General features: G+C 39.4%; 26 protein-coding genes. 19 read left to right on the top strand and 7 right to left on the bottom strand.

The features are described 5' to 3' along the window. Positions 1 to 8: 8 nt before the first annotated feature. Positions 9 to 2,213, bottom strand: coding sequence for a spore germination protein (locus MKX37_RS23110; RefSeq protein ID WP_078421861.1), 2,205 nt, complete (start codon positions 2,211 to 2,213; stop codon positions 9 to 11). 152 nt (positions 2,214 to 2,365) lie between these two features. On the opposite strand from MKX37_RS23110, the gene MKX37_RS23105 reads away from it, so the two are divergent. Then, entirely contained in the window at positions 2,366 to 3,490 is a 1,125-nt protein-coding gene (locus MKX37_RS23105; protein ID WP_016120921.1) for an alpha/beta fold hydrolase, read from the top strand. Between the two features lie 48 nt (positions 3,491 to 3,538). On the opposite strand, the gene MKX37_RS23100 is transcribed toward MKX37_RS23105, so the two are convergent. Then, positions 3,539 to 3,721, bottom strand: coding sequence for a hypothetical protein (locus tag MKX37_RS23100; protein WP_002129493.1), 183 nt, complete (start codon positions 3,719 to 3,721; stop codon positions 3,539 to 3,541). 199 nt (positions 3,722 to 3,920) lie between these two features. Between MKX37_RS23100 and MKX37_RS23095 the strand changes: the two genes are divergently transcribed. From MKX37_RS23095 to MKX37_RS23070, 6 genes are all read left to right on the top strand, one after another. Then, positions 3,921 to 4,226: a rhodanese-like domain-containing protein gene (locus MKX37_RS23095; RefSeq protein ID WP_000141214.1), complete on the top strand. Its 306-nt coding sequence runs from the start codon at positions 3,921 to 3,923 to the stop codon at positions 4,224 to 4,226. Positions 4,227 to 4,302: 76 nt separating this feature from the next. Beyond that, positions 4,303 to 4,527: a spore germination protein gene (locus tag MKX37_RS23090; RefSeq protein WP_000512595.1), complete on the top strand. Its 225-nt coding sequence runs from the start codon at positions 4,303 to 4,305 to the stop codon at positions 4,525 to 4,527. Positions 4,528 to 4,547: 20 nt separating this feature from the next. Further along, positions 4,548 to 4,871, top strand: coding sequence for a hypothetical protein (locus MKX37_RS23085; RefSeq protein ID WP_002129489.1), 324 nt, complete (start codon positions 4,548 to 4,550; stop codon positions 4,869 to 4,871). Between the two features lie 121 nt (positions 4,872 to 4,992). Continuing rightward, positions 4,993 to 7,779, top strand: a complete 2,787-nt coding sequence (locus MKX37_RS23080) for a BclA-related collagen-like exosporium protein (protein ID WP_078421860.1) — start codon at positions 4,993 to 4,995, stop codon at positions 7,777 to 7,779. Between the two features lie 197 nt (positions 7,780 to 7,976). Beyond that, positions 7,977 to 8,990 carry a GTP 3',8-cyclase MoaA gene (gene moaA, locus MKX37_RS23075; protein WP_002129486.1) on the top strand — a complete coding sequence of 338 codons (1,014 nt, stop codon included), beginning with the start codon at positions 7,977 to 7,979 and terminating at the stop codon, positions 8,988 to 8,990. 16 nt (positions 8,991 to 9,006) lie between these two features. Continuing rightward, positions 9,007 to 10,020: a molybdopterin-synthase adenylyltransferase MoeB gene (locus tag MKX37_RS23070; RefSeq protein WP_002067678.1), complete on the top strand. Its 1,014-nt coding sequence runs from the start codon at positions 9,007 to 9,009 to the stop codon at positions 10,018 to 10,020. A gap of 42 nt (positions 10,021 to 10,062) precedes the next feature. Here the strand turns inward: MKX37_RS23070 and moaC are convergent, their stop codons facing one another. Next, positions 10,063 to 10,548: a cyclic pyranopterin monophosphate synthase MoaC gene (gene moaC / locus MKX37_RS23065; RefSeq protein WP_002129484.1), complete on the bottom strand. Its 486-nt coding sequence runs from the start codon at positions 10,546 to 10,548 to the stop codon at positions 10,063 to 10,065. 83 nt (positions 10,549 to 10,631) lie between these two features. On the opposite strand from moaC, the gene MKX37_RS23060 reads away from it, so the two are divergent. The 7 genes from MKX37_RS23060 (at position 10,632) to MKX37_RS23030 (ending at position 15,314) form a co-directional block, all read left to right on the top strand. Beyond that, a complete protein-coding gene (locus MKX37_RS23060) occupies positions 10,632 to 11,921 on the top strand; it encodes a molybdopterin molybdotransferase MoeA (RefSeq protein WP_002129483.1) in 1,290 nt (429 codons plus the stop codon). Continuing rightward, positions 11,885 to 12,406 (top strand): molybdopterin-guanine dinucleotide biosynthesis protein B, encoded by a 522-nt coding sequence (gene mobB, locus MKX37_RS23055; protein ID WP_002164943.1) that lies wholly within the window; start codon positions 11,885 to 11,887, stop codon positions 12,404 to 12,406. Before MKX37_RS23060 ends, mobB begins: the two co-directional genes overlap by 37 nt. Further along, complete coding sequence (gene moaE / locus MKX37_RS23050) at positions 12,403 to 12,867, top strand: molybdopterin synthase catalytic subunit MoaE (protein ID WP_002129479.1); 465 nt, start codon at positions 12,403 to 12,405, stop codon at positions 12,865 to 12,867. The genes mobB and moaE overlap by 4 nt, the downstream gene beginning before the upstream one ends. A gap of 2 nt (positions 12,868 to 12,869) precedes the next feature. Beyond that, complete coding sequence (gene moaD / locus MKX37_RS23045) at positions 12,870 to 13,103, top strand: molybdopterin converting factor subunit 1 (RefSeq protein ID WP_002089064.1); 234 nt, start codon at positions 12,870 to 12,872, stop codon at positions 13,101 to 13,103. Between the two features lie 99 nt (positions 13,104 to 13,202). Beyond that, complete coding sequence (locus tag MKX37_RS23040; RefSeq protein ID WP_002089063.1) at positions 13,203 to 13,625, top strand: DUF3888 domain-containing protein; 423 nt, start codon at positions 13,203 to 13,205, stop codon at positions 13,623 to 13,625. A 33-nt stretch (positions 13,626 to 13,658) separates the two neighbouring features. Then, positions 13,659 to 14,516: a glucose uptake protein GlcU gene (gene glcU / locus MKX37_RS23035; protein WP_002129475.1), complete on the top strand. Its 858-nt coding sequence runs from the start codon at positions 13,659 to 13,661 to the stop codon at positions 14,514 to 14,516. A 12-nt stretch (positions 14,517 to 14,528) separates the two neighbouring features. Continuing rightward, the gene (locus MKX37_RS23030; RefSeq protein ID WP_002129473.1) at positions 14,529 to 15,314 is read left to right on the top strand and encodes a glucose 1-dehydrogenase; all 786 of its coding nucleotides are present in this window, start codon (positions 14,529 to 14,531) and stop codon (positions 15,312 to 15,314) included. 74 nt (positions 15,315 to 15,388) lie between these two features. Here MKX37_RS23030 and MKX37_RS23025 read toward each other — a convergent pair whose 3' ends face one another. Then, positions 15,389 to 15,868: a CarD family transcriptional regulator gene (locus tag MKX37_RS23025; protein WP_002143447.1), complete on the bottom strand. Its 480-nt coding sequence runs from the start codon at positions 15,866 to 15,868 to the stop codon at positions 15,389 to 15,391. A gap of 280 nt (positions 15,869 to 16,148) precedes the next feature. Here MKX37_RS23025 and MKX37_RS23020 point away from each other — a divergent pair, with 280 nt between their 5' ends. Together MKX37_RS23020 and MKX37_RS23015 are read left to right on the top strand one after the other, a co-directional pair. Continuing rightward, entirely contained in the window at positions 16,149 to 16,385 is a 237-nt protein-coding gene (locus tag MKX37_RS23020) for a DUF2553 family protein (protein ID WP_002089059.1), read from the top strand. 1 nt (position 16,386) lies between these two features. Continuing rightward, positions 16,387 to 16,569 carry a sporulation protein Cse60 gene (locus MKX37_RS23015; RefSeq protein ID WP_000621751.1) on the top strand — a complete coding sequence of 61 codons (183 nt, stop codon included), beginning with the start codon at positions 16,387 to 16,389 and terminating at the stop codon, positions 16,567 to 16,569. Positions 16,570 to 16,602: 33 nt separating this feature from the next. Here MKX37_RS23015 and MKX37_RS23010 read toward each other — a convergent pair whose 3' ends face one another. Then, on the bottom strand, positions 16,603 to 16,830 hold the full coding sequence (locus MKX37_RS23010; RefSeq protein WP_078421859.1) for a DUF3973 domain-containing protein: 228 nt from the start codon (positions 16,828 to 16,830) through the stop codon (positions 16,603 to 16,605). Between the two features lie 424 nt (positions 16,831 to 17,254). Between MKX37_RS23010 and MKX37_RS23005 the strand changes: the two genes are divergently transcribed. Both MKX37_RS23005 and MKX37_RS23000 read left to right on the top strand, forming a co-directional pair. Continuing rightward, on the top strand, positions 17,255 to 17,686 hold the full coding sequence (locus tag MKX37_RS23005) for an SRPBCC family protein (protein WP_078421858.1): 432 nt from the start codon (positions 17,255 to 17,257) through the stop codon (positions 17,684 to 17,686). After that, entirely contained in the window at positions 17,687 to 18,010 is a 324-nt protein-coding gene (locus MKX37_RS23000; RefSeq protein WP_002015665.1) for an ArsR/SmtB family transcription factor, read from the top strand. Positions 18,011 to 18,050: 40 nt separating this feature from the next. Here the strand turns inward: MKX37_RS23000 and MKX37_RS22995 are convergent, their stop codons facing one another. Continuing rightward, positions 18,051 to 19,493, bottom strand: coding sequence for an MDR family MFS transporter (locus MKX37_RS22995; protein ID WP_002112346.1), 1,443 nt, complete (start codon positions 19,491 to 19,493; stop codon positions 18,051 to 18,053). A gap of 212 nt (positions 19,494 to 19,705) precedes the next feature. Continuing rightward, positions 19,706 to 20,977: a BaiN/RdsA family NAD(P)/FAD-dependent oxidoreductase gene (locus tag MKX37_RS22990; RefSeq protein ID WP_002129466.1), complete on the bottom strand. Its 1,272-nt coding sequence runs from the start codon at positions 20,975 to 20,977 to the stop codon at positions 19,706 to 19,708. 283 nt (positions 20,978 to 21,260) lie between these two features. Here MKX37_RS22990 and MKX37_RS22985 point away from each other — a divergent pair, with 283 nt between their 5' ends. Beyond that, positions 21,261 to 22,913 carry a putative polysaccharide biosynthesis protein gene (locus MKX37_RS22985; protein WP_002129465.1) on the top strand — a complete coding sequence of 551 codons (1,653 nt, stop codon included), beginning with the start codon at positions 21,261 to 21,263 and terminating at the stop codon, positions 22,911 to 22,913. Positions 22,914 to 22,935: the final 22 nt, after the last annotated feature.

Raw genomic sequence — 22,935 nt, 5'->3', positions numbered from 1 at the left:
CTCATTTCTTAATCATCAAAATCTGACGTATGTTTTGTAGAAATTCCATTAGTTGCTTTCTTTACGTGTTGCGGTCTTGCTTGAACATCTCGAGTATCAATCATTGTTAATGGAAAACGAATCCAAGAATCTTTAAAGGATTGTTGTCTCGTTGGATAAAAGAGAGCGTACGGCTTACGTAAAGAAGTAAGCCTAAACAAATGGGTAAATAAAAAGATAAATCCAAGAGATATACCGAAGAGCCCACCTATTTCTGCAAATGCGAGAAATGGGAAACGTAGTAAACGAACAGCGTTACCCATTTTATAAATGGGCGTAATAAAGGAAGCTAACGCTGATAAAGCAACGATAATTAATAAAATATTACTCGTTAAACCAGCTTGTACAGATGCTTGCCCAATTACAATACCGCCTACAATACCTAGTGTTTGTCCAACTTTCATTGGTAATCGCGCGCCAGCTTCTCTTAATAAATCAATCGCAAGTTCCAAGAAAAGTGCTTCTATTAAAGGGGGAAATGGTACTTGAGCCCTTGATAAAATCAATGTTTCAAGTAAGTCACTCGGAACCAATTCATAATGATAATTCAAAACTGCAACGTATAATGGAGTTGCACAAATTGAGAATAGAACAGCGATCAATCTTAAAATTCTTGAGAATGTAGCGTACAGCCAAGAAACGTTATAGTCTTCTGGTGAAATGAAAAAATCGAAATATGATACAGGCGTTAATAGGACACTTGGAGAACCATCAACAAAAATAGCGATTTTTCCATCAATAAGTGCTTTTGTGACTCTATCAGTGCGTTCTGTATTTATATAGAGAGGAAAAATTGACTTTTCACCCATTAATTCCTGTATATAAGCACTATCGTTAATTTGATCATATTCAAGAGCTCGAAGTGATTCTTCTAGAAAGTCTACATTATCTTTTTCGGCAAGGTTGTCTAAATACATCATGACAACCTTTGTTTTTGAAAACTCTCCAATAATCATCTCTTTTGTGTGTAAATCTAAAACAGGAAGACGTTTTCGTACTAAATTAATATTCGTATCAATATCTTCTACGAATCCTTCTTGTGGCCCGATAACGGTGGATTCATTTAATGGAGGAGTTGGTGCACGATAATTATCAATTGCAATGTTTGCAAGCATACATTTTTGATCTTGCTGATTTAATTGAATAATTGCATGCCCCTTTAAAACCATGTCCTCAATTTTTTGTAAGTCGTTCGTAATCGTTATACCACTCATTGGAATATGTTCTTTTAATTCTTCTAATGGAGCGCAAGGACGTTCCAAAAGAGTAGGCATTAAATACTTTTGCAATTTCTCACCATCAAGTGAAGGACGATAGTAAGAAATCCAATAAGGCATCGTGTCATCGTCAGATGTATGGTAATTAACAAAGTCACTAGACTGTTTCATCTTCTCTATTAAATCTTGTAGAGAATGAATATGGTCACTTTCTGGTTTGCTAAAGTCATAAATGCTGTTACTTCCTGAGCTTTGCTGTTTGTTTTGAGAATTATCATCTTGCTTAGAATTTTGCTGTTTGTTTTGAGAAGTATCATCTTGCTTAGAATTTTGCTGTTTGTTTTGAGAAGAATCACCTTGTTTAGAACTTTGCTGTTTGTCTTGAGAAGAATCCTCTTGTTTAGAACTTTGCTGTTTGTCTTGAGAAGAGTCCTCTTGTTTAGAACCTTGCTGTTTGTTTTGAGAAGAATCCTCTTGCTTAGAACTTTGTTGTTTGTTTTGAGAATTATCCTCTTGTTTAGAGTTTTGCTGTTTGTCTTGAGAAGAATCACCTTGTTTAGAACTTTGCTGTTTGTCTTGAGAAGAATCATCTTGTTTAGAACCTTGCTGTTTGTTTTGAGAAGAATCCTCTTGCTTAGAACTTTGTTGTTTGTTTTGAGAATTATCCTCTTGTTTAGAGTTTTGCTGTTTGTCTTGAGAAGAATCCTCTTGTTTAGAACTTTGCTGTTTGTCTTGAGAAGAGTCCTCTTGTTTAGAACCTTGCTGTTTGTTTTGAGAAGAATCCTCTTGTTTAGAATTTTGCTGCTTATTTTGAGAATTATCCTCAGTTTGTTCCGTACTTTTTGGCTCGCCATTCTTATCTTTGTTATGTTCCTTTTGATCATCTGGCTGTTGTTTCGAATCATCTGTCTCTTTTGTATTTGAGTTTTTTTTCTTACGTAACCAATTCCAAATCATATGTATGCCCTCTTTGATCTTGTAATATAGTGCTATTTTGTGGCTAATTTTGTATATTATTCATTTATTTATGAAAAGAAGGAGGAGATTGGTTTGTATAGAAAAAATCCTTTAGTAAGCAGTTCATAATATGACGGGAAGAAGGCGAGTCTGTGCAAATTGTAAAAAAGGAGAAGTTTGTTTTAAAAGAATTTGTGTTTGAAAATGGTAGGGAAATTCCTGTTCAAATGGGGTATGAGACGTATGGCACTTTAAATAGAGAAAGATCAAATGCGATTTTGGTTTGTCACTATTTTAGTGCAACAAGTCATGCGGCAGGAAAATATACAGAGCATGATGAGGAAGCTGGTTGGTGGGATGGATTAATTGGACCTGGAAAAGCAATTGATACAAATAAATATTTCGTTATATGCACTGATAACCTTTGTAATGTACAGGTGAAGAATCCCTACGTAATTACAACGGGACCAAAATCGATAAATCCGATGACTGGTTTTGAGTATGCGATGGATTTTCCAGTTTTCACATTTTTAGATGTAGCACGTATGCAATATGAGTTAATAAAAGATATGGGGATTGCTAGGCTACATGCTGTAATGGGACCGTCGGCAGGTGGGATGATTGCGCAGCAATGGGCTGTTCACTATCCTCATATGGTAGAGCGAGTGATTGGAGTTATTACGAATCCACAAAATCCAATTATAACGTCGGGAAATGTAGCGCAAAATGCGATTGAAGCAATTCAGCTTGATCCAAACTGGAAAGGTGGAAAGTATGGAGAAGAGCAGCCAACGAAGGGTCTTCATTTAGCAAATCGAATGATGTTTATGAATGCGTTTGATGAACATTTTTATGAAACGGCATTCCCGCGGAACAGTATAGAAATGGCACCTTATCAGGAATTTTCTGCATTAACATCATTTGAGAAAGAGATTAATAAAGTGACATGCAAAAGTATAGATTTAGTAGATGCAAATTCGTGGATGTACACTGCGAAAGCAGTCTTATTACATGATATTGCGCATGGATTTTCTTCTTTAGAAGAGGCTCTTTCTAATATAGAAGCGAATGTACTCATGATTCCGTGCAAACAAGATTTACTTCAGCCACCTCGTTATAATTATAAAATGGTAGACATTTTGCAAAAGCAAGGGAAGTACGCAGAAGTATATGAGATAGAAAGTATAAATGGGCATATGGCAGGAGCGTTAGATGTTCATTTATTTGAAAAGAAAATTTATGAGTTTTTAAACCGGAAAGTATCTAGTTTTGTGTAGGAAATAATTAATGTGGAAAGGTGCATGATTTATAGTAGGCACCTTTTTTTACATGATTTGCAGACGGAAAATATATGAAGCGATTGATAAACCGAAGAAAGCTATACTAAGTAATAGAAATAAGAATGACATTTCTTGAGGGGATTTTATCTTTTTATTATTTTTCATACTAAGAGCAATAACTGCAAAAACTAAGAAAATGATGCCCATAATGAAAAGAAAAAGTGTCATTTTAACTGGCTCCTTTCATCAAACAAGTATATTGAGGATACAATGCGTCAGTTATGTTTGTAAAGAATAAGTTTTGCTGGAAAATTGAGAAATAAATGTTCCATTCTTTGCGTTCCTTCCTTCGCGTGCTAAAATTGATGAGAAATGATTGTTTAAAGAAGAAACTGAAGGTTTTATTGTATATAAGGAGGAACTACATATGACAGAAGTAAAAACAATTACTACAGAAGAAGTGCAAGAGCGTTTAGAAAATGGAGAAACATTATTTTTAGTAGATGTAAGGGAAGATGAAGAAGTAGCGGCAGGGAAAATTCCAGAAGCTGTACATATTAAAATGGGCGATATTCCAAATAAAGTGGATTTCTTTGAGAAAGAGAATGAATATATCTTTATTTGCCGTTCGGGAATGCGTAGTGAAAATGTATGCCATTATTTAAATGAGCAAGGGTTTAAAACGGTGAATATGGTTGGCGGTATGCTTCAATATGAAGGCGAAACTAAATAAGTAGCTGCAAAAACTTGAAACGTGTTTGTTTCAAGTTTTTTTCTTTTGCATACAGTATACAAAAGGGGGAGGCGAAATGGGAATTAACATGCGTAAAGTAAAAATTATAAATAATACAGGAGCTGTTAATGTTGGCGACTGTTATGATATCTCACCTTTAGCTGTGGCAAAAATATATGCTGGTGCTGGAGGATCGAGTGCGGCTGTTTTTTTAAATGGGAAACGACAGCCAGAAGCTGTGATTAGAACATCAGTGTTTCTTCCGCCATTAGCGACGAGTACACGTACATTAGGTGCATAAAGGAAAGGTAGAGTGTAAGTATGCCTGCACGTATTAAAGAATTTATTATCGTTAATAATACTGGGAATATATTTACAGGGGATAATTTGAGTGATACTTCATTTACTGCTTCGAAATCGTATAGTGGTTCAATGGGGTGCACTTGGATTGACGTTGTTACAGTAATAGGGACGGAGACGAAGCTTTGTTTACAACCGGGAGATTCGGTGACGACAACCTATACACGAGGTACCCCTGCTGGTACTGTAACGGGAACAAATATGGGGCAAGGTGCAAATGTATCGAGTATATCGCAAGCTGTCCCTAATACAGATAATATGGATTCAGCTGCTGGACTCCCTTAAGGAATTAAGGGAGTTTTTATTATTTAGAATAAAAATAGTCTTTGAGATTGTTTTTGTAAATACATATTAAGAAGAAGAGGTTTGTTTAAAGTAAAAAAGATGGTGTGTAGGTGGTGAAAGTGTGAAAGAGCGCGATAGACAAAATTCATTAAACTCTAATTTCAGAATTTCACCGAATCTTATTGGACCTACTTTTCCTCCCGTTCCAACGGGATTTACTGGCATTGGGATTACTGGTCCAACCGGTCCACAAGGCCCGACTGGCCCACAAGGACCAAGGGGATTTCAAGGTCCGATGGGGGAGAAGGGCCCGACAGGACCTCAAGGAGTGCAAGGGATTCAAGGACCAGCTGGACAAATGGGTGCAACAGGACCAGAAGGACAGCAGGGCCCACAAGGATTAAGGGGACCACAGGGAGAAACTGGAGCGACAGGACCTCAAGGAGTGCAAGGGTTACAAGGTCCAATTGGTCCGACCGGAGCGACTGGGGCACAAGGTATACAGGGGATACAGGGATTACAGGGGCCGATTGGAGCTACCGGGCCAGAGGGACCTCAAGGAATTCAAGGAGTGCAAGGGGTACCGGGTGCAACAGGTTCACAAGGAATACAAGGAGCTCAAGGGATACAAGGCCCACAAGGAACGAGTGGAAATACGGGAGCAACAGGAGCGACTGGTCAGGGGATTAGTGGTCCGACTGGAATAACAGGTCCAACAGGGATAACTGGCCCATCTGGAGGACCTCCAGGTCCGACTGGAGCAACTGGTGCGACAGGGCCAGGAGGTGGACCGAGTGGAAGTACAGGTGCGACGGGAGCGACTGGAAATACTGGAGTAACTGGAAGTGCGGGAGTGACTGGAAATACAGGTCCGACTGGAAGTACAGGAGAAACAGGAGCACAGGGCCTGCAAGGAATACAAGGGGTTCAAGGGCCAATTGGACCAACGGGTCCAGAAGGTCCGCAAGGTATTCAAGGTATTCCTGGTCCGACAGGAGTAACTGGTGAACAAGGAATCCAAGGGGTTCAGGGAATTCAAGGGATAACGGGGGCAACTGGAGATCAAGGTCCGCAAGGTATACAAGGGGCCATAGGACATCAAGGTATAACAGGAGCAACAGGAGATCAAGGCCCACAAGGAATACAAGGGGTACCTGGTCCAACCGGGGACACAGGCTCACAAGGAGTCCAAGGAATTCAAGGGCCAATGGGTGATATAGGACCAACAGGCCCAGAAGGCCCAGAAGGACTTCAGGGTCCGCAAGGAATCCAAGGAGTGCCAGGATCAGCTGGAGCAACAGGTCCAGAGGGCCCACAAGGAATCCAAGGAATTCAAGGACCAATAGGAGTAACAGGTCCAGAAGGCCCACAAGGAATTCAGGGAATACAAGGGATTCAAGGTATAACAGGAGCAACCGGAGCACAAGGAGCAACTGGAGTTCAAGGTGTTCAAGGGAATATAGGAGCAACAGGTCCAGAGGGCCCGCAAGGAGTGCAAGGTACTCAAGGGGATATAGGTCCAACAGGTCCAATGGGTCCACAGGGAGTTCAAGGTATCCAAGGAATTCAAGGACCGACGGGTGCGCAAGGAGTGCAAGGCCCACAAGGAATTCAAGGAATCCAAGGGCCGACAGGAGTAACTGGAGATACGGGTACAACAGGGGTGACAGGGGAAGGGACTACAGGAGCAACTGGAGTAACTGGTCCAACAGGTGTAACTGGTCCATCAGGAGGCCCAGCCGGACCGACTGGCCCAACAGGTCCATCAGGTCCGACGGGAGTGACAGGTCCATCAGGTGGACCACCTGGTCCGACAGGAGCGACAGGTGTAACGGGAGGAGTAGGAGATACGGGAGCAACAGGGGCGACGGGTGTGACCGGAGCAACTGGAGTAACTGGTGCAACCGGAGCAACGGGGCTGCAGGGTCCACAAGGAATACAAGGAGTACAAGGAGACATAGGCCCAACTGGTCCGCAAGGTGTTCAAGGTCCACAAGGGATCCAAGGTATAACGGGAGCAACGGGAGATCAAGGGCCGCAAGGAATTCAAGGCCCGCAAGGAATCCAAGGTCCAACAGGTCCTCAAGGAATCCAAGGAGGTCAAGGCCCACAAGGGATACAAGGGGCAACAGGTGCAACCGGAGCACAAGGCCCACAGGGAATTCAAGGGATACAAGGAGTGCAAGGTCCGACTGGTCCACAAGGCCCAACCGGAATACAAGGTGTGCAAGGAGAAATAGGTCCAACAGGTCCGCAAGGTGTGCAAGGTTTACAAGGTCCACAAGGCCCAACCGGGGACACAGGTCCAACAGGCCCACAAGGCCCACAAGGAATTCAAGGTCCAACGGGAGTAACAGGAGCGACAGGTTCACAAGGAATTCAAGGTCCAACGGGGGCAACAGGAGCGACAGGTTCACAAGGAATCCAAGGTCCAACGGGAGCAACGGGAGCAACGGGAGCAACGGGAGCAACAGGAGCAACAGGGGTGACTGGAGTTAGTACAACTGCAACGTATTCCTTTGCAAATAATACTTCAGGAAGTGCTATTTCCGTGTTGTTAGGCGGTACGAATATACCATTACCGAACAATCAAAATATTGGACCGGGAATAACAGTTAGTGGTGGAAATACTGTGTTTACCGTTACAAATGCAGGTAATTATTATATAGCCTACACAATTAATATAACGGCAGCTTTACTTGTAAGTTCGCGTATAACTGTAAATGGAAGTCCGCTAGCAGGAACAATAAATTCACCGGCAGTGGCTACAGGTTCATTTAATGCGACAATTATTAGTAATTTAGCTGCGGGCTCTGCTATTAGTTTACAGTTATTTGGATTACTTGCAGTGGCTACATTATCTACGACAACGCCAGGAGCTACTCTAACTATTATTAGATTAAGTTAATAAGCAAAAAAACCTTGGAACTTTTATGTTTCAAGGTTTTTTATCCCTCTATTTGTGGGCTAATAATCAGTGGGGATGGACAAAACCCCCACTGATTAAAGTTTCACTTTATTCACTTGAGCAAAAACATCGCGGTTCAAAAATATATTATAATAGAATGAAGAGAGGTATAAATTTGGCAGAAAGGGAGAGTGGCGATGCAGGAGAAGGTTAAAGATTTTTTCGGACGCCCACTTCAAGATTTACGCATCTCTGTCATTGATCGTTGTAATTTACGGTGTACGTATTGTATGCCAGCCGAAGTGTTTGGTCCTGATTATGCTTTTTTGAAAGATGAGTTTTTACTGACATTTGATGAAATAGAGCGATTAGCAAAAGTATTTGTTAGCATCGGTGTACGGAAAATTAGACTTACTGGTGGCGAACCCTTGCTCCGTAAGGACTTAGCAAAACTTATCGAACGTCTCGTGAAAATTGACGGTTTAGTAGATATAGGATTAACGACAAATGCGATTCATTTAACGAAGCAAGCGAAGGCGTTAAAAGAAGCTGGGTTACACCGAGTAAATGTTAGTTTGGATGCGATAGATGATAATGTGTTCCGCGCAATTAATGGCCGGAATATGAATACGAAGCCAGTGTTAAAAGGAATTATGGCAGCGAAAGAAGCAGGCCTTGAAGTGAAAGTAAATATGGTTGTAAAAAAAGGAATGAATGATCATCAAGTACTTCCGGTTGCTACGTATTTTAAAGAACAAGGAATCACGCTTAGATTTATTGAGTTTATGGATGTTGGCAGTACGAATGGATGGAATTTTGATCAAGTTATTACGAAACGAGAATTAATTGATATGATTCATGGGGTGTATCCAATTGAGCCAGCTGAAGCTCATTATTTTGGTGAGGTTGCGAAGCGGTATCGATACGTTGGAACGAATGTAGAGGTTGGTTTTATTACCTCCGTTTCTGAGTCATTTTGTTCTTCTTGTACGAGAGCAAGAATTTCGGCAGATGGAAAGTTTTATACTTGCTTGTTTGCGACAGAAGGAATGGATTTAAGGAAACTTCTCAGGGAAAACCTTTCGGATAATGAGTTATTAAAAGCTATACAATATGTATGGGAGAATAGAAAAGATCGATATTCAGATGAACGGACAGAAGAAAGTGCGAAAAATCGTCCGAAAATTGAAATGTCTTATATAGGAGGATAAGAAAGGGGGATGTCGTATGCAAGAGCGATATTCAAGACAAATGTTATTTTCTGGTGTTGGGGAAGAAGGGCAACGGAAAATAAGAGGGAAGCACGTGCTCGTCATCGGTGCTGGTGCGCTCGGAGCAGCGAATGCAGAAGCAATTGTTAGAGCAGGTGTTGGAAAAATTACAATTGCGGATCGTGATTATGTAGAATGGAGTAATTTACAAAGGCAACAATTATATACAGAAGAAGATGCGAAGCATTATAAGCCGAAAGCAATAGCGGCAGCAGAACATTTAAAGGCAATTAATTCCGAAGTAGAAATTGTACCGGTTGTGACTGATGTAACGGTGCAAGAAATGGAAGAGTTAATTAAAGGTGTAGATTTAATATTAGATGCGACAGACAATTTTGAAACGCGCCTTCTTATTAATGATATATCCCAGATGTATAACGTTCCATGGATATACGGAGGATGTGTTGGAAGTTACGGAGTAACTTATACAATCTTGCCAGGAAAAACGCCGTGTTTTCGATGTTTAATGGAACATCCGGCGAGCGGAGCGACATGTGATACGGCCGGTATTATACAGCCAGCAGTGCAATTAGTAGTTGCACATCAAATAACGGAAGCCTTGAAAATATTAGTAGAAGATTTTGAGGCACTTCGTGAAACGATGCTATCATTTGATCTTTGGAATAATCAACAGATGGCATTTAAAGTGAATAGGCAGAAAAAGGATACATGTTTATCCTGTGGAAAGTTACGTACATATCCGAGTTTAACATTTGAAGCACAAACGAAAACAGAAGTATTATGTGGGCGAAATACAGTTCAAATCCGTCCAGGTGTGCGTCAGGGTTTTAATTTAGAAGAAATTAAAAAGCGCTTACAAAAAAGTGTGGATGTAAAAGCAACGCCGTATTTATTATCATTTCCAGTGGAAGAATATCGTTTTGTTTTATTTACAGATGGCAGGGCGTTTATTCATGGTACGAATGATATGAATGTTGCGAAACGACTATATGCAAGATATATAGGTTGAACCTAAAGGGGAATCCTTTAGGTTCAAATGGAAAAGGTAGGATTAAGAATTTCTAATATAATCTCCATTTTTTCCGCCCGTTTTTTCAAGTAAGTACGTTTCGCCAATAATCATACCTTTATCAACGGCTTTACACATGTCATATACAGTAAGAGCGGTAGCGGAAGCGGCTGTTAAAGCTTCCATCTCAACGCCGGTACTACCTTCTGTTTTAACTTTTACTTCAATAAGTAGCCGATACTGTTCTTCTGACTGTTTCCAATCGAAAGAGACGTCAACACCTTTTAATAATAAAGGATGGCACATTGGGATAATATCAGAAGTACGTTTTGCAGCCATAATACCTGCGATTTGTGCGACGGCTAATACGTCACCTTTACCAATTTCGTTGCGTGAGATTTTATCAAAAATTTCTTTTGTAACGAGAATGCTAGAGCATGCTATTGCTGTTCGAACGGTTATTTTTTTGTCACTTATATCAACCATTTTAGCGCGCCCTTGGTCGTTGAAATGTGTGAATGAAGACATGGAATTCCTCCTTGAAGTAATTGCGATTTAATATATAAAGTGTAATCGAGATTAGATATTTTGCAAATATGAGGTGAGAAACAATGGTAGAAAAACGAATCCCGATTCAAGTTGCTGAGGCTGTAGAGCGGGTTATGAAATATGCTAAGCATGGTGAAGTAGAAGAAGTTTCTATTACAGAAAGTTATGGGAGGATTCTTGGAGAGGATGTTGTCTCAGATCACGACGTTCCTCACTTTGATCGTTCTCCTTACGATGGTTTCGCAATTCGAGCAGAAGACACGAAGGAAGCGAGTCAAGAGCAGCCGATTGAATTTGAAGTAATAGGAGAGATCGGAGCAGGATCTGTTTTTACAGAAGAAGTAGGGGCTTTTCAGGCGGTTCGTATTATGACAGGAGCAGCTATTCCAGAAGATTGCAATGCAGTCGTAATGCTAGAACTGACGGAAGGATTCGAGAGGAACGAAAGTACATATATGAAGCTAAAACGTCCTTTCCAAAACGGTGACAATGTGTCATTTAAAGGAGAAGATATAAAACAAAATCAAGTCCTCGTTAAGAAAGGTGTTGTAATCAATCCAGGTGTTGCCGCATTATTAGCGACGTTTGGATATAGCACTGTGAAAGTTGTAAAACAGCCTGTTGTCGGTATTGTAACGACAGGAAGTGAATTACTAGAAGTGCATGAGGCGTTAGAGCCAGGGAAAATTAGAAATAGTAACTCTTACATGATTGCCGCTCAAATTATGAAAGCTGGCGGGAAAGTGCGTTACTATGGACAACTTGCCGATGAGTTAGATGCATGTTTTACAGCTGTTAAATCAGCGATGGATGAGGTTGATATTTTAATTACAACGGGCGGTGTTTCAGTAGGGGATTACGACTATTTGCCAGCTATTTATGAAAGGTTACAGGCGAATGTACTCTTTAATAAAATAGCGATGAGACCGGGGAGTGTAACGACAGTAGCTGAAGTTGATGGAAAGCTACTCTTTGGTTTATCAGGTAATCCGTCAGCTTGTTATGTAGGTTTCGAATTATTTGTGCATCCAATTATGAAAACGTATTTGCATGTGAAGGAGCCTCACGTATATAGAACTGATGCTATTTTACAAAAAGATTTCCCGAAACCAAATCCGTTTACTCGTTTTGTAAGAGCAAAAGCGAGTATTGTTAATGGGGCACTACAAGCGATGCCAGTCGGTTTAGATAAATCGAGTGCAGTCTCTTCACTTGCGGATGCAAATGCTTTTATCGTGCTGCCTGGAGGAACGAGAGGATTTGAAGCAGGAATGAAAGTGTCTGTATTATTGTTAGAATGCTCTGAGGGAAGTGATTGGCCGTGGACAAAGCCTCTTCAATCTTACAAATAGTAGGGTATCAAAATAGCGGGAAAACAACACTTGTAGAGAAGATGGTGCATGCATTAACTGAAAGAGAAATGAAGGTTGCTACAATTAAACATCATGGTCACGGGGGCTTTCCTGAAGTAGCGCAAAAAGATAGTGAAAGACACAGAAAAGCTGGTGCTGTAGTAAGTAGTGTAGAAGGTGCCGGATTACTATCTTTGTCCTCTTTGCGAGATGAATGGTCCTTGCAAGAAATTATCCGCTTGTACGAATTTTTTGAAGTAGATACGATTTTAATAGAGGGCTATAAAGCTGAGAACTATCCGAAAGTAGTGTTACTTCGTTCTGCGGAAGACGCTGAACTTTTACATAAAGTAGAAAATATAGCGGCAGTTATTACGTGGTATGATGCTTCGTCAAATGTACGAGAAGAATATAAAGTATTTCATATAACAGAAGAAAAATTGTATATAGACTGGTTTTTACAAACGGCTAGGGGTGCAAAATGATAAATACGTATTATGAAGTAATTGATACAGAAATCTCGATTGAAGAGGTGACAAAGAAAGTAGTTCGCCGTGAATGTGGTGCTGTTACAACATTTATCGGGACAGTTAGGGAGTTTACGAAAGGGCGTCGTACACTATACTTAGAGTATGTAGCTTATAAGACGATGGCAGAAAAGATGCTACAGAAAATTGGGTCAGAAGTGAAGGAGAAGTGGCCCGGTACACATGTTGCGATTACGCATCGCATCGGCACGCTGCAAATTTCTGATATAGCGGTTGTTGTTGCTGTATCAACGCCTCATCGCAAAGAGGCTTATGAAGCGAATGAATATATTATGGAGCGTATTAAGCAAATTGTTCCAATTTGGAAAAAGGAGTTTTGGGAAGATGGTGACTCATGGATTGGTGACCAATTAGAAAAAACACCATATCCAGCAGGAGAGCCTGGGAAGGAGTTATAAATATGATTCGAGTATTGTTATTTGCGAACTTGCAAGAAGAAGCAGGAACGAGTGAATTACAAATAGAGAAAGAAAATATTACTGTTGCAGAGTTAAAAGATATTGTTGCGAAAGAATATAATGTACCAGTGTCAGCGCCAATTATGGTTGCGATTAATGAAGAGTACGCAAATGAAGATGACACGATACACACTGGTGATGTAGTTGCACTAATACCACCAGTGAGTGGTGGTTAATATTGGATTTATGCTATAAAAAACGACTTTCCTAAATAGGGAAAGTCGTTTTTTTATGGCATTTTGGAGAACACTATCTTATAGGAAAAGGAGGAAGTTATGAAAAAGATATGTGTAATGATTGCAATGATATGTTCTGTTTTTTTCTTTTCTCCAAGCAATTCTTTGGCAAAGGAATCGACGGAACAGCTTTTAGAAAGTGCGTTACTGAATCGATATTACTCGGTTATAAGGCAAGTGACAGAAGATCAATATGAATGTGACTCAGTTACAAATATAAAGCGTCTAGGCAAGAAAGATGAGTTTGTTCCTAGGTTTGAAGTTACGATACAATTTCTTACATTTCAAGGGGCACATAATCCGCCGAATGATAAAGTTACACTTACTTTGGAAGACAATTTAGATCACATAAAGATAAAGAAAGTGGAGCGAGAAAAGAATGTTTCTGGTGCTATTGTAGAAAAGATTTGTGCACGAAAAAACGAAAAAATAAAAGCTCACTCTAATGATTTAGAGCGATAACCTATGACATTTTGTAGAGAAAGGTAATGAGCGATGGATATACTTTTAGCGATTTTACCAGCTATATTTTGGGGGAGTATTGTGCTATTTAACGTGAAACTGGGTGGGGGACCGTATAGTCAAACGCTCGGTACAACGTTCGGTGCACTTATCTTCTCAATTGTTGTTTATATTTTTATGAAGCCGGTATTAACTCCGACCGTTATTGGAGTTGGAATTGTATCTGGCTTATTTTGGGCACTTGGTCAAGCGAATCAATTAAAAAGTATTGATTTAATGGGTGTTTCTAGAACGATGCCGATTTCAACAGGGCTTCAATTAGTCGCAACAACATTATTTGGGGTTATCGTGTTTCATGAATGGTCAACGACGATATCGGTCGTTCTTGGAGTTTTGGCGCTCGTTTGTATTATTATCGGGGTTATTTTAACATCGCTTCAAAGTAAAGAAGAGAAGAATGCAGAGCAAGCAGGAAATTTTAAAAAAGGAATTATTATTTTATTAATTTCAACAGTCGGTTATTTAGTTTACGTAGTAGTTATCCGGTTATTTAACGTGAACGGTTGGTCGGCTTTATTACCACAAGCGGTCGGTATGGTATTAGGCGGGATTTTACTCACATTTAAACATCATCCATTCAATAAATATGCGATTCGAAATATTCTTCCAGGATTGATTTGGGCAGCTGGAAATATGTTTTTATTCATTTCGCAGCCAAGAGTTGGGGTCGCAACAAGCTTTTCCCTTTCACAAATGGGAATTATTATTTCGACGCTTGGCGGGATTTTTATATTAGGTGAAAGGAAAACGAAGCGTCAATTAATTGGGATTGTTATTGGTATCGTTTTTATCATTGCAGCTGGAATTATGCTGGGGATTGCGAAAGGTTAAGGAGGTATTAAAATGTATAGCGATTTAGAAGGGAAAGTCGTCGTTATTACAGGATCAGCAACTGGTCTTGGAAGAGCCATGGGAGTAAGATTTGCTAAAGAGAAGGCGAAAGTTGTTATTAACTATCGCTCAAGAGAGTCAGAAGCGAACGATGTATTAGAAGAAATAAAAAAGGTAGGTGGAGAAGCGATTGCTGTAAAAGGTGATGTGACGGTCGAGGCAGATGTTGTGAATCTCATTCAATCTGCTGTGAAAGAGTTTGGTACGCTCGACGTTATGATTAATAATGCAGGGATAGAAAACGCGGTACCCTCGCATGAAATGCCGTTAGAGGATTGGAATAAAGTAATTCATACAAATTTAACAGGTGCTTTTTTAGGAAGTCGTGAAGCGATTAAATATTTTGTGGAACACGATATTAAAGGTTCGGTTATTAATATGTCTAGTGTTCATGAGAAAATCCCGTGGCCATTATTTGTGCATTATGCGGCTAGTAAGGGAGGTATTAAGCTTATGACAGAAACGTTAGCGTTAGAATATGCACCAAAAGGTATTCGGGTAAATAATATTGGTCCTGGTGCAATTAATACGCCAATTAATGCTGAAAAATTTGCTGACCCGAAAAAACGTGAAGACGTAGAAAGTATGATTCCAATGGGGTACATTGGAAAACCTGAAGAAATCGCAGCAGTAGCAACGTGGCTCGCTTCAGCAGAGGCAAGTTACGTAACTGGAATTACGTTATTTGCAGATGGTGGAATGACTTTATATCCATCGTTTCAAGCGGGGCGTGGGTAATATGAAAGGCCAAAGAGATTTAACTCTTTGGCCTTTTTTACGCAAAAAAAAATAGCGGTCGGCTATTTTTAAAATTAATGATTGATTGTATCTTGAAGAAATTCTGTTGCTTGATGTTCTGAAACATTCTGTACGAGCGCAACTTCACTAATAACCATTTTACGCGCATTATCTAGCATTTGTTTTTCGCTCGCATTTAATGCTCTTTCTTTATTGCGACGAAGTAAATCACGAACAACTTCTGCACTATCTTGAAGATTGCCGTTCTTCATTTTTTCCATATTCATTGTATATCTTTGTTTCCAAGAGAGTGAGGGGTCTGATTCCCCATGATGAAATTCAAGAAGTATACCATCTAACGTACCTTTATCGACGATATAACGTATACCTGATTTTTGTAATTGATTTATCGGAAGCATTACTTGCATATCTTTACTAATGATGCGTATAACACAATATTGACGCGTAGTGCCTAATATTTCTTTCTCTTCAATTGCTTCGATGATTCCTGCACCGTGCATTGGATAAACGATTTTATCACCAATTTGAAACAAATCATCCACCTCCGTATGTGGTAACTACTTTTAATGATAACATACTAGGATAAAAATGTCAAATTTTATATAATATCACATCTGATATACTGTAGTCAATATATAAAAGTCGTTTTTTTGTTTGTTTTTTTGCTCTTATAAGTTGAATAAATAGGGGGAATTTTTTTAGAAAAATAGTACAGGCGCAGAAAGAGGGCATATCCACTTATTTTTAAGCATAAAATATAAAATCGCTAATACAATATACCTAAATCCGTTCTTTGCAAGGGAGGGAGAGAAGGTGGGGCGCACAATTAGAATTGATATTACAAATAAAGTTGTAGCTAAATTTAGGCAAGATTATTTGGAATTATATACGAGTAAGTTTATGATAGGTAAGTTTTATGTCTATACTGAAGATAAACAATATGTGTTAGAAGACGGATATATATATGAAGATGGAAAGTTTTATCGCATCATAGATACGCACCGTGGCAATAAACAAGCGGCGGAGGGCTGCGATCTAGGATGGTGTTAACATGATTCGTGTGAAAGTGTTTGATGAAAGTCATGAAAAAGACTTAGAAGACGCTGTAAATGTATTTTTGAAAAAAATTGATGATAGTAACTTTGTAGATATTAAGTACCAAGTCGGTGTTTCTATTAACGATGACGAAAACCAAATTTATTGTTTTTCAGCAATGATCGTTTATAAAGCATAAAAAAGAGCTGGGGAGCCAGCTCTTTTTTATGCTTTACGTTGGGACAACATGTGTCGGTAATACGTTCATAATAGATTGAGTTGTGCCTAATTTCTTTGTCGCTAAAAGAGGCGCCCTTGTTTCATGGTTTTGGGCATCTGTACACATACCAAGGTGATAACGATCACCTAAAAATGGATCAATATAAAAACCGTTTTTAAAAACTTTATCATTCGGGTGTTTTTCATGGTGAATTTCAGAACAGTTAATGCAATAGAACATAGCTTTCATCTCCTTTTTATTTTTGTTTGAAAAAGTGGGTCGGTAGTCATTTCGCTCCTAAGGAAATGTTGAGGAGAAGAGAAATAACTACCTACCCAAATGGCGGGCATACTCCTTCTGATTTTTACATATCTCGCGTATTGTCCCCGAGGGAAGGAGGAGAGACGAAGTACAGATGAGATAAGTTAGGCGCTTCTCTCAATAGGAGTGATAGAGTTTCATATTGAGGGAATTTTCTATTTTTCATTGCCTTTGTGAGTATATTATGAAGGAATGGTGAGAGGGTGTTTGTCCTGTTGAAAAAATGTTGAGAATTTCTCAACAGTGAAAAAGAGTCTTTCTTGACATGAAACCAAAAGGTGTTATATTGTTGATGTGAAACTAAAAGGTGTTATATTTTAATGCCGAATAAAGGAGATATAAAATGGAACAACAAAATACATTAAATGATATTAAACAAACAATCGTTTTTAACGCGCCTATTCAAAAAGTATGGAATGTAGTATCGACTGCAGAAGGAATTGCGTCATGGTTTATGCCAAATGATTTCGAATTGGCGGTAGGATATGAGTTTCATGTGCAATCACCTTTCGGACCATCACCATGTAAAGTGTTAGAGATTGATGAGCCGAATTATTTATCTTTCTCATGGGACACAGATGGCTGGGTTGTTTCATTTAATTTGAAAGACCTAGGAGATAATAAAACAGAATTTACGTTAATTCACGGCGGCTGGAAACATCCTGATGAAATCCTTCCGAAAGCGAATGCGAAGAGCTCTATTATTCGCGATAGAATGAATGGTGGCTGGGTAGCGATTGTAAATGAAAAACTGAAAAAGGTTGTCGAAGGTTAAGTGTCCTCGTCAGCAGCGAAATATGATGTATTTCAAGCAATTGCTGATCCAACCCGCCGAGAAGTGTTACGGTTATTAAGTGATAAAGAGTTACCAATTTCAAAAATAACGGATCATTTTCCGATGAGCCGTACTGCAGTTGTAAAGCACCTTCATATTCTTTCAGAAGCGAATTTAGTGAGTGGAAGAAAGAGTGGAAGAGAGAAGATATATCGTTTGCACCCAGAACCATTAGAGGAATTACAGCAGTGGCTCTCGTACTATGAACGATTTTGGGATAATAAATTGTCCGTGCTTAAACATATTGTGGAGAATGAAGAGTAGATTTTATGCAAAAAGGATGACCAAAATGGTCATCCTTTTTTTATTGTTCACTTGTTTGTTTAGCTGGCTTTAATAGGATCCAAGCGATAATTAATGTGAATACCGCTAATACGAAAGTGCTCATATAAATGACGTGTACACTTGATGCTAATGCGGATTGTGACTCGGTTGCTACGTTTGCTGTAGCCCCTCCATGTCCGCCAGAAGAAACAAGATCAAGGTTTTTAATGCCACGTGCATGAATCATCGTATTGAAGATCGTTCCGAAGATTGCAGCTCCTAGTGTTTGACTAAATGTATTAATAAATGTATTTAAACCAACTGCCGTTCCGCGCGTATGGGCCGGTACAGCTGCTTGAATTGTTACCATGTAAATTGGTGTAACAAGCCCCATTCCTAAGCCGAATAATCCGACTGCAACATAAATAAGGAATGATGGTGAATCTGTTGATAATGTAAATAATAAGAAAGTAGCAACTGATAAAATGCTAGCTCCAAGTAAAATAATTTGTTTCGTTTGTAACTTGCCAACTAAGTTACCGGAGAACATAGCACCGAATGTCCACATAACAGGAATCGGCATTAAAATGAGTCCAGCCTCTGTCGCATTTTTTCCTAAAACACCTTGGCTCCAAATTGGAAGATACACTGTAATACTAATAATCATTGCGCCAGCAATAAGTGTTAGTATGTTTATTGTAGATAATGTACGGTTAGAGAAAAGTGCTAGCGGAATTAATGGCTCCGGAGACTTTTTCTCGATGTATAAGAAAATAATGAATGAAACAGCGGCAAAGATTAATAGGCCGATAATTGAAATGTCTCCCCAGTTTTGCTTACTGCTACCTGTTAATAATGCGTATAGTAAAGCAATTGTACTTAATGAGAAAACTGTCGCACCAAGATAGTCGATATGTTGCTTAGCGGCGGACTTAACAGATTCCTTATAAGAAGTGGCAAACATTAAGCAAGCGATAATTCCAAAAGGAACGTTTAAGAAGAAAATATAGCGCCAAGAAAGAGAATCGACTAAAAATCCACCTACTAACGGCCCAATAACACCAGATACACCCCAAACGGCACTCATCCAGCCTTGTGCTTTCGCGCGGTCTTTCGCTTCGCTATATAGATCTCCAATAATCGTCATTGTGATCGGCATAACAGCACCAGCCCCTATACCTTGAAGAGCACGGAAGAAGATTAATTGTTCCATTGATGTAACGACTCCGCAAAGTGCAGAACCGATTAAGAAGATTGTTGCTCCGATGAGCAGAACTTTTTTACGGCCGAATAAATCAGCTAGCTTTCCGTATATTGGAGTCGAAACAGCTGTTGCAAGCATATAGATTGCATATACCCAACTAACAAGTTCGACACCTGACAAATCACTCGTTATACGAGGGATCGCTGTACTAACAATCGTTCCTTCTACCGCAGAAAGAAACGTCATTAGCATTAAAGACATCATGACTTTTTTTCTCATTTGTTTTCCCCTTACCCTTTTTCGAATATTCAACAATATAAAATATAAAGGTACTAAGGTATATAAAGCAACAAAAAAGCAATGGGAAGTTAGGAGGAAGGGATATTTTTGAAGAAACGGTCGACATATTTAAAGTATCGCCGATATAATTTCGTGTATTACTTTGCTATTTCAACATACTAAAAAAAGAAACAGGAGTCCCTGTTTCTTCTTTAATATTGCATTTTTGAATTTTGTCCTGCTGTTGTTCCGGCAATTCGGCCAGTAACAAGGGCAGATGTAATGTTATAGCCGCCAGTATAACCGTGAATATCAAGAACTTCTCCACAGAAGTATAAACCATTCGTGAATTTCGAAGCCATTTCTTTCGGGTTAATTTCTTTAACGGATACCCCTCCGCCAGTAACGAATGCTTTTTCAATTGACTGCGTACCATTTACATGGACGGTAAATTCTTTAAAATCTTTCACAAGTGCGCGAATCTTCTCATGAGAAACTTGTCCAGCTTGTTCGCTACCGTCAATTTCATTTTTTTCTAATAAGAATAGGAAGTAACGTTCAGGAACATAGCCTTTTAAAACGTTTTTAATTCCTTTTTTCGGATCTTCTTTCATTTGTTTCAGCATGCGCTGGAACAGTTGCTCACTATTTTCTTCTGGCAATGCATCGATACTCATGTGCACTGTGTTCGTTTTAAACTTTTTCATCGCTTTCACAACGAATTGGCTACAGCGAAGAGCAGCAGGACCAGATAGGCCGAAGTGAGTGAAAAGCATGTCCATTTTATGAGAAATGATAACTTTTCCTTTCGGGTTTAATACACTTAAGTTTACATCTCGTAAAGCAAGACCTTGTAATGTGCGGTCACGAATAAACGGTTCGTTTGAAAGAATTGGTACTTCTGTTGGGAAAAGTTCTGTAATTGTATGCCCAGCTTTTTCAGCCCAAGCGTATCCGTCTCCAGTAGAACCAGTTTGAGGAACAGATTTTCCGCCAACAGCGATAACGACGTGATTCGTTTCTAACACTTCACCTGTTTGCAGAATAACAGCCTTCGTTTGACCGTTTTCATACTCGATCGTTTCGACAGGCGTATTCGTACGTATTTTCACACCTAAGTCTTTTAATCGTGTTAACAGTGCATCTACAACAGATTGCGCTTTATTTGATACTGGGAACATGCGGCCATGATCCTCTTCTTTCAGTTGTACACCGAGATTTTCGAAGAATGTAATAATATCTTCATTACTGAAAATAGAAAAAGCACTGTATAAGAAGCGACCATTTCCAGGTATATGTTTAACGATTTCATCAAGTGGTAGACGGTTCGTTACGTTACAACGACCACCACCAGAAATCGCAAGTTTACGTCCTAGTTTATTTCCTTTATCAAGAAGTAAGACGCTTGCGCCTTCTTCAGCAGCACCGATTGCAGCCATTAGCCCTGAAGGACCGCCGCCGATGACAATAACATCATAATGCATAATATATCGACCTCATTTTCTACATTTCCTGCCTAAAAGAATAGCATGTTTTCCCTTAAAAGAAAAATAGAGTGAAGTACTGCTTAAGAGGAGAATTGTGGTACAATACAAAAGTTAGAGTTCAGCATTATCCTGCTATTTATGGGCAATAAGACTACTACCTTAAGATTTTGGAGAAGTAAAGAGGGAGTTAAAGCAGCCTGTAAATGCTTGAATGGTTAGTAGGAGGAGAGTCTCCCACTAATTATAGTTTCACTTTATGTAGATGTAGGAGGATTTTCGTATGTCCGATTCAAAATTTCTGCGCGGAACGCTTATTGTGACGTTAGGGACATTTTTAGTAAAGTTCTTAGGCATGATTTACGTTTTTCCGTTTCATGCATTAGTAGGCACAGAAGGCGGAACGCTCTATACATATGGATACATTCCATATACGATATTTTTAAGTATCGCAACGGCAGGAGTGCCGCTTGCTGTTTCTAAGTTTGTTTCCAAATATAATGCACTTGGAGATTATAAAACGAGCCGGAGAATGTTCCGCTCGGGAATGGTTATGATGATAGTAACAGGAGTTCTTTCCTTCTTAGTACTGTACATGACCGCACCATTATTTGCAGAAGCAATGCTTGGTAAACAAAGTTTACAAAATAAGATAGAAGAAGTTACGACGATTATTCGCCTCGTAAGTTTTGCGCTTATTGTTGTGCCGGCAGCAAGTTTGATTCGTGGTTATTTCCAAGGCCACCAATCGATGGGACCGACTACGGTTTCACAAATTATTGAGCAAATTATTCGTATCGTCTTTTTATTAGCGGGTAGTTTCATCGTTATTAAAGTACTTGGCGGTACAGTAGCAACGGCAGTTGGGGTTGCGACATTCGCTGCGTTCGTTTCAGCAGTTGGAGCACTTGGCGTATTAATTTGGTACTGGTTAAAACGTAAAAAATATTTGGATCAATATTTAATTGAGCAAACTGTACCAGAATCGACGGTAAGTACCGCTCAATTGTTTAAAGAGTTGTTTGCATATGCAATCCCTTACGTTGTAATTGGATTAACAATTCCTTTATATCAACAAATTGATACATTGACATTTAACTCTATTATGCAGGCGATTGGTCAAGGAGATATCGCAGAGCGAGCACTCGGTATTTTCACGATGTGGACGCATAAATTAATTATGATTCCAGTATCACTTGCAACAGCGTTTAGTTTAACGCTCGTGCCAGCGATTACAAAGTCGTTTACTGAAAAGCAATACCGTTATTTGAAATTACAAATTACACAAACATTCCAGGCGAATATGTTTTTAACATTGCCAGCAGTTGTCGGTATTTCTACACTTGCATATCCGATTTACACTGCTTTCTACGATTCAGACCCACTAGGTGGACAAGTATTAATGTGGTATGCGCCAGTTGCATTGTTATTCGCTTTATTCACAGTAACAGCAGCAATTCTGCAAGGGATTAACCAGCAGAAACATGCGATTGTTGCGCTTGTGATGGGTGTTATTTTGAAATTTGCATGTAACGTAATCTTTATTCGTTATTTCGGTACAGTTGGGGCGATTTTGGCTACTGCAGTCGGCTTCTTAGCTTCCGTATGGTATACGAATAGACAAATTAAAAAACACGCACACTATTCATTTGGTGTTGTATATAAGAGAACATTCCAAATTGCAGTCTTAACACTTGTAATGGTTATTGCTGTAAAACTATCACAATGGCTTCTATCCTTCATGATTTCGCCTGATGGCCGTATTGGTGCTCTTATTACAGTTGCGATTTGTGCAGGTATTGGTGGTCTTGTTTACGGATTGTTAGCGATTCGCACAGGAGTACTAGAAAGAGTATTTGGCGGAGAAGCTTTAGAGAAAATCCAGCGTAAACTTGGTAGTAGATTCAAAATAAAGTTGAAATCAAAAGGGGCGTAAATACGTCCCCTTTTCTATGATA

The organism is Bacillus sp. FSL R5-0709, from assembly GCF_038004785.1.
GTDB lineage: Bacteria > Bacillota > Bacilli > Bacillales > Bacillaceae_G > Bacillus_A > Bacillus_A mycoides.
Note: the sequence above shows the minus strand (reverse complement) of the source record. Positions and strands in the feature narration are given on the sequence as shown.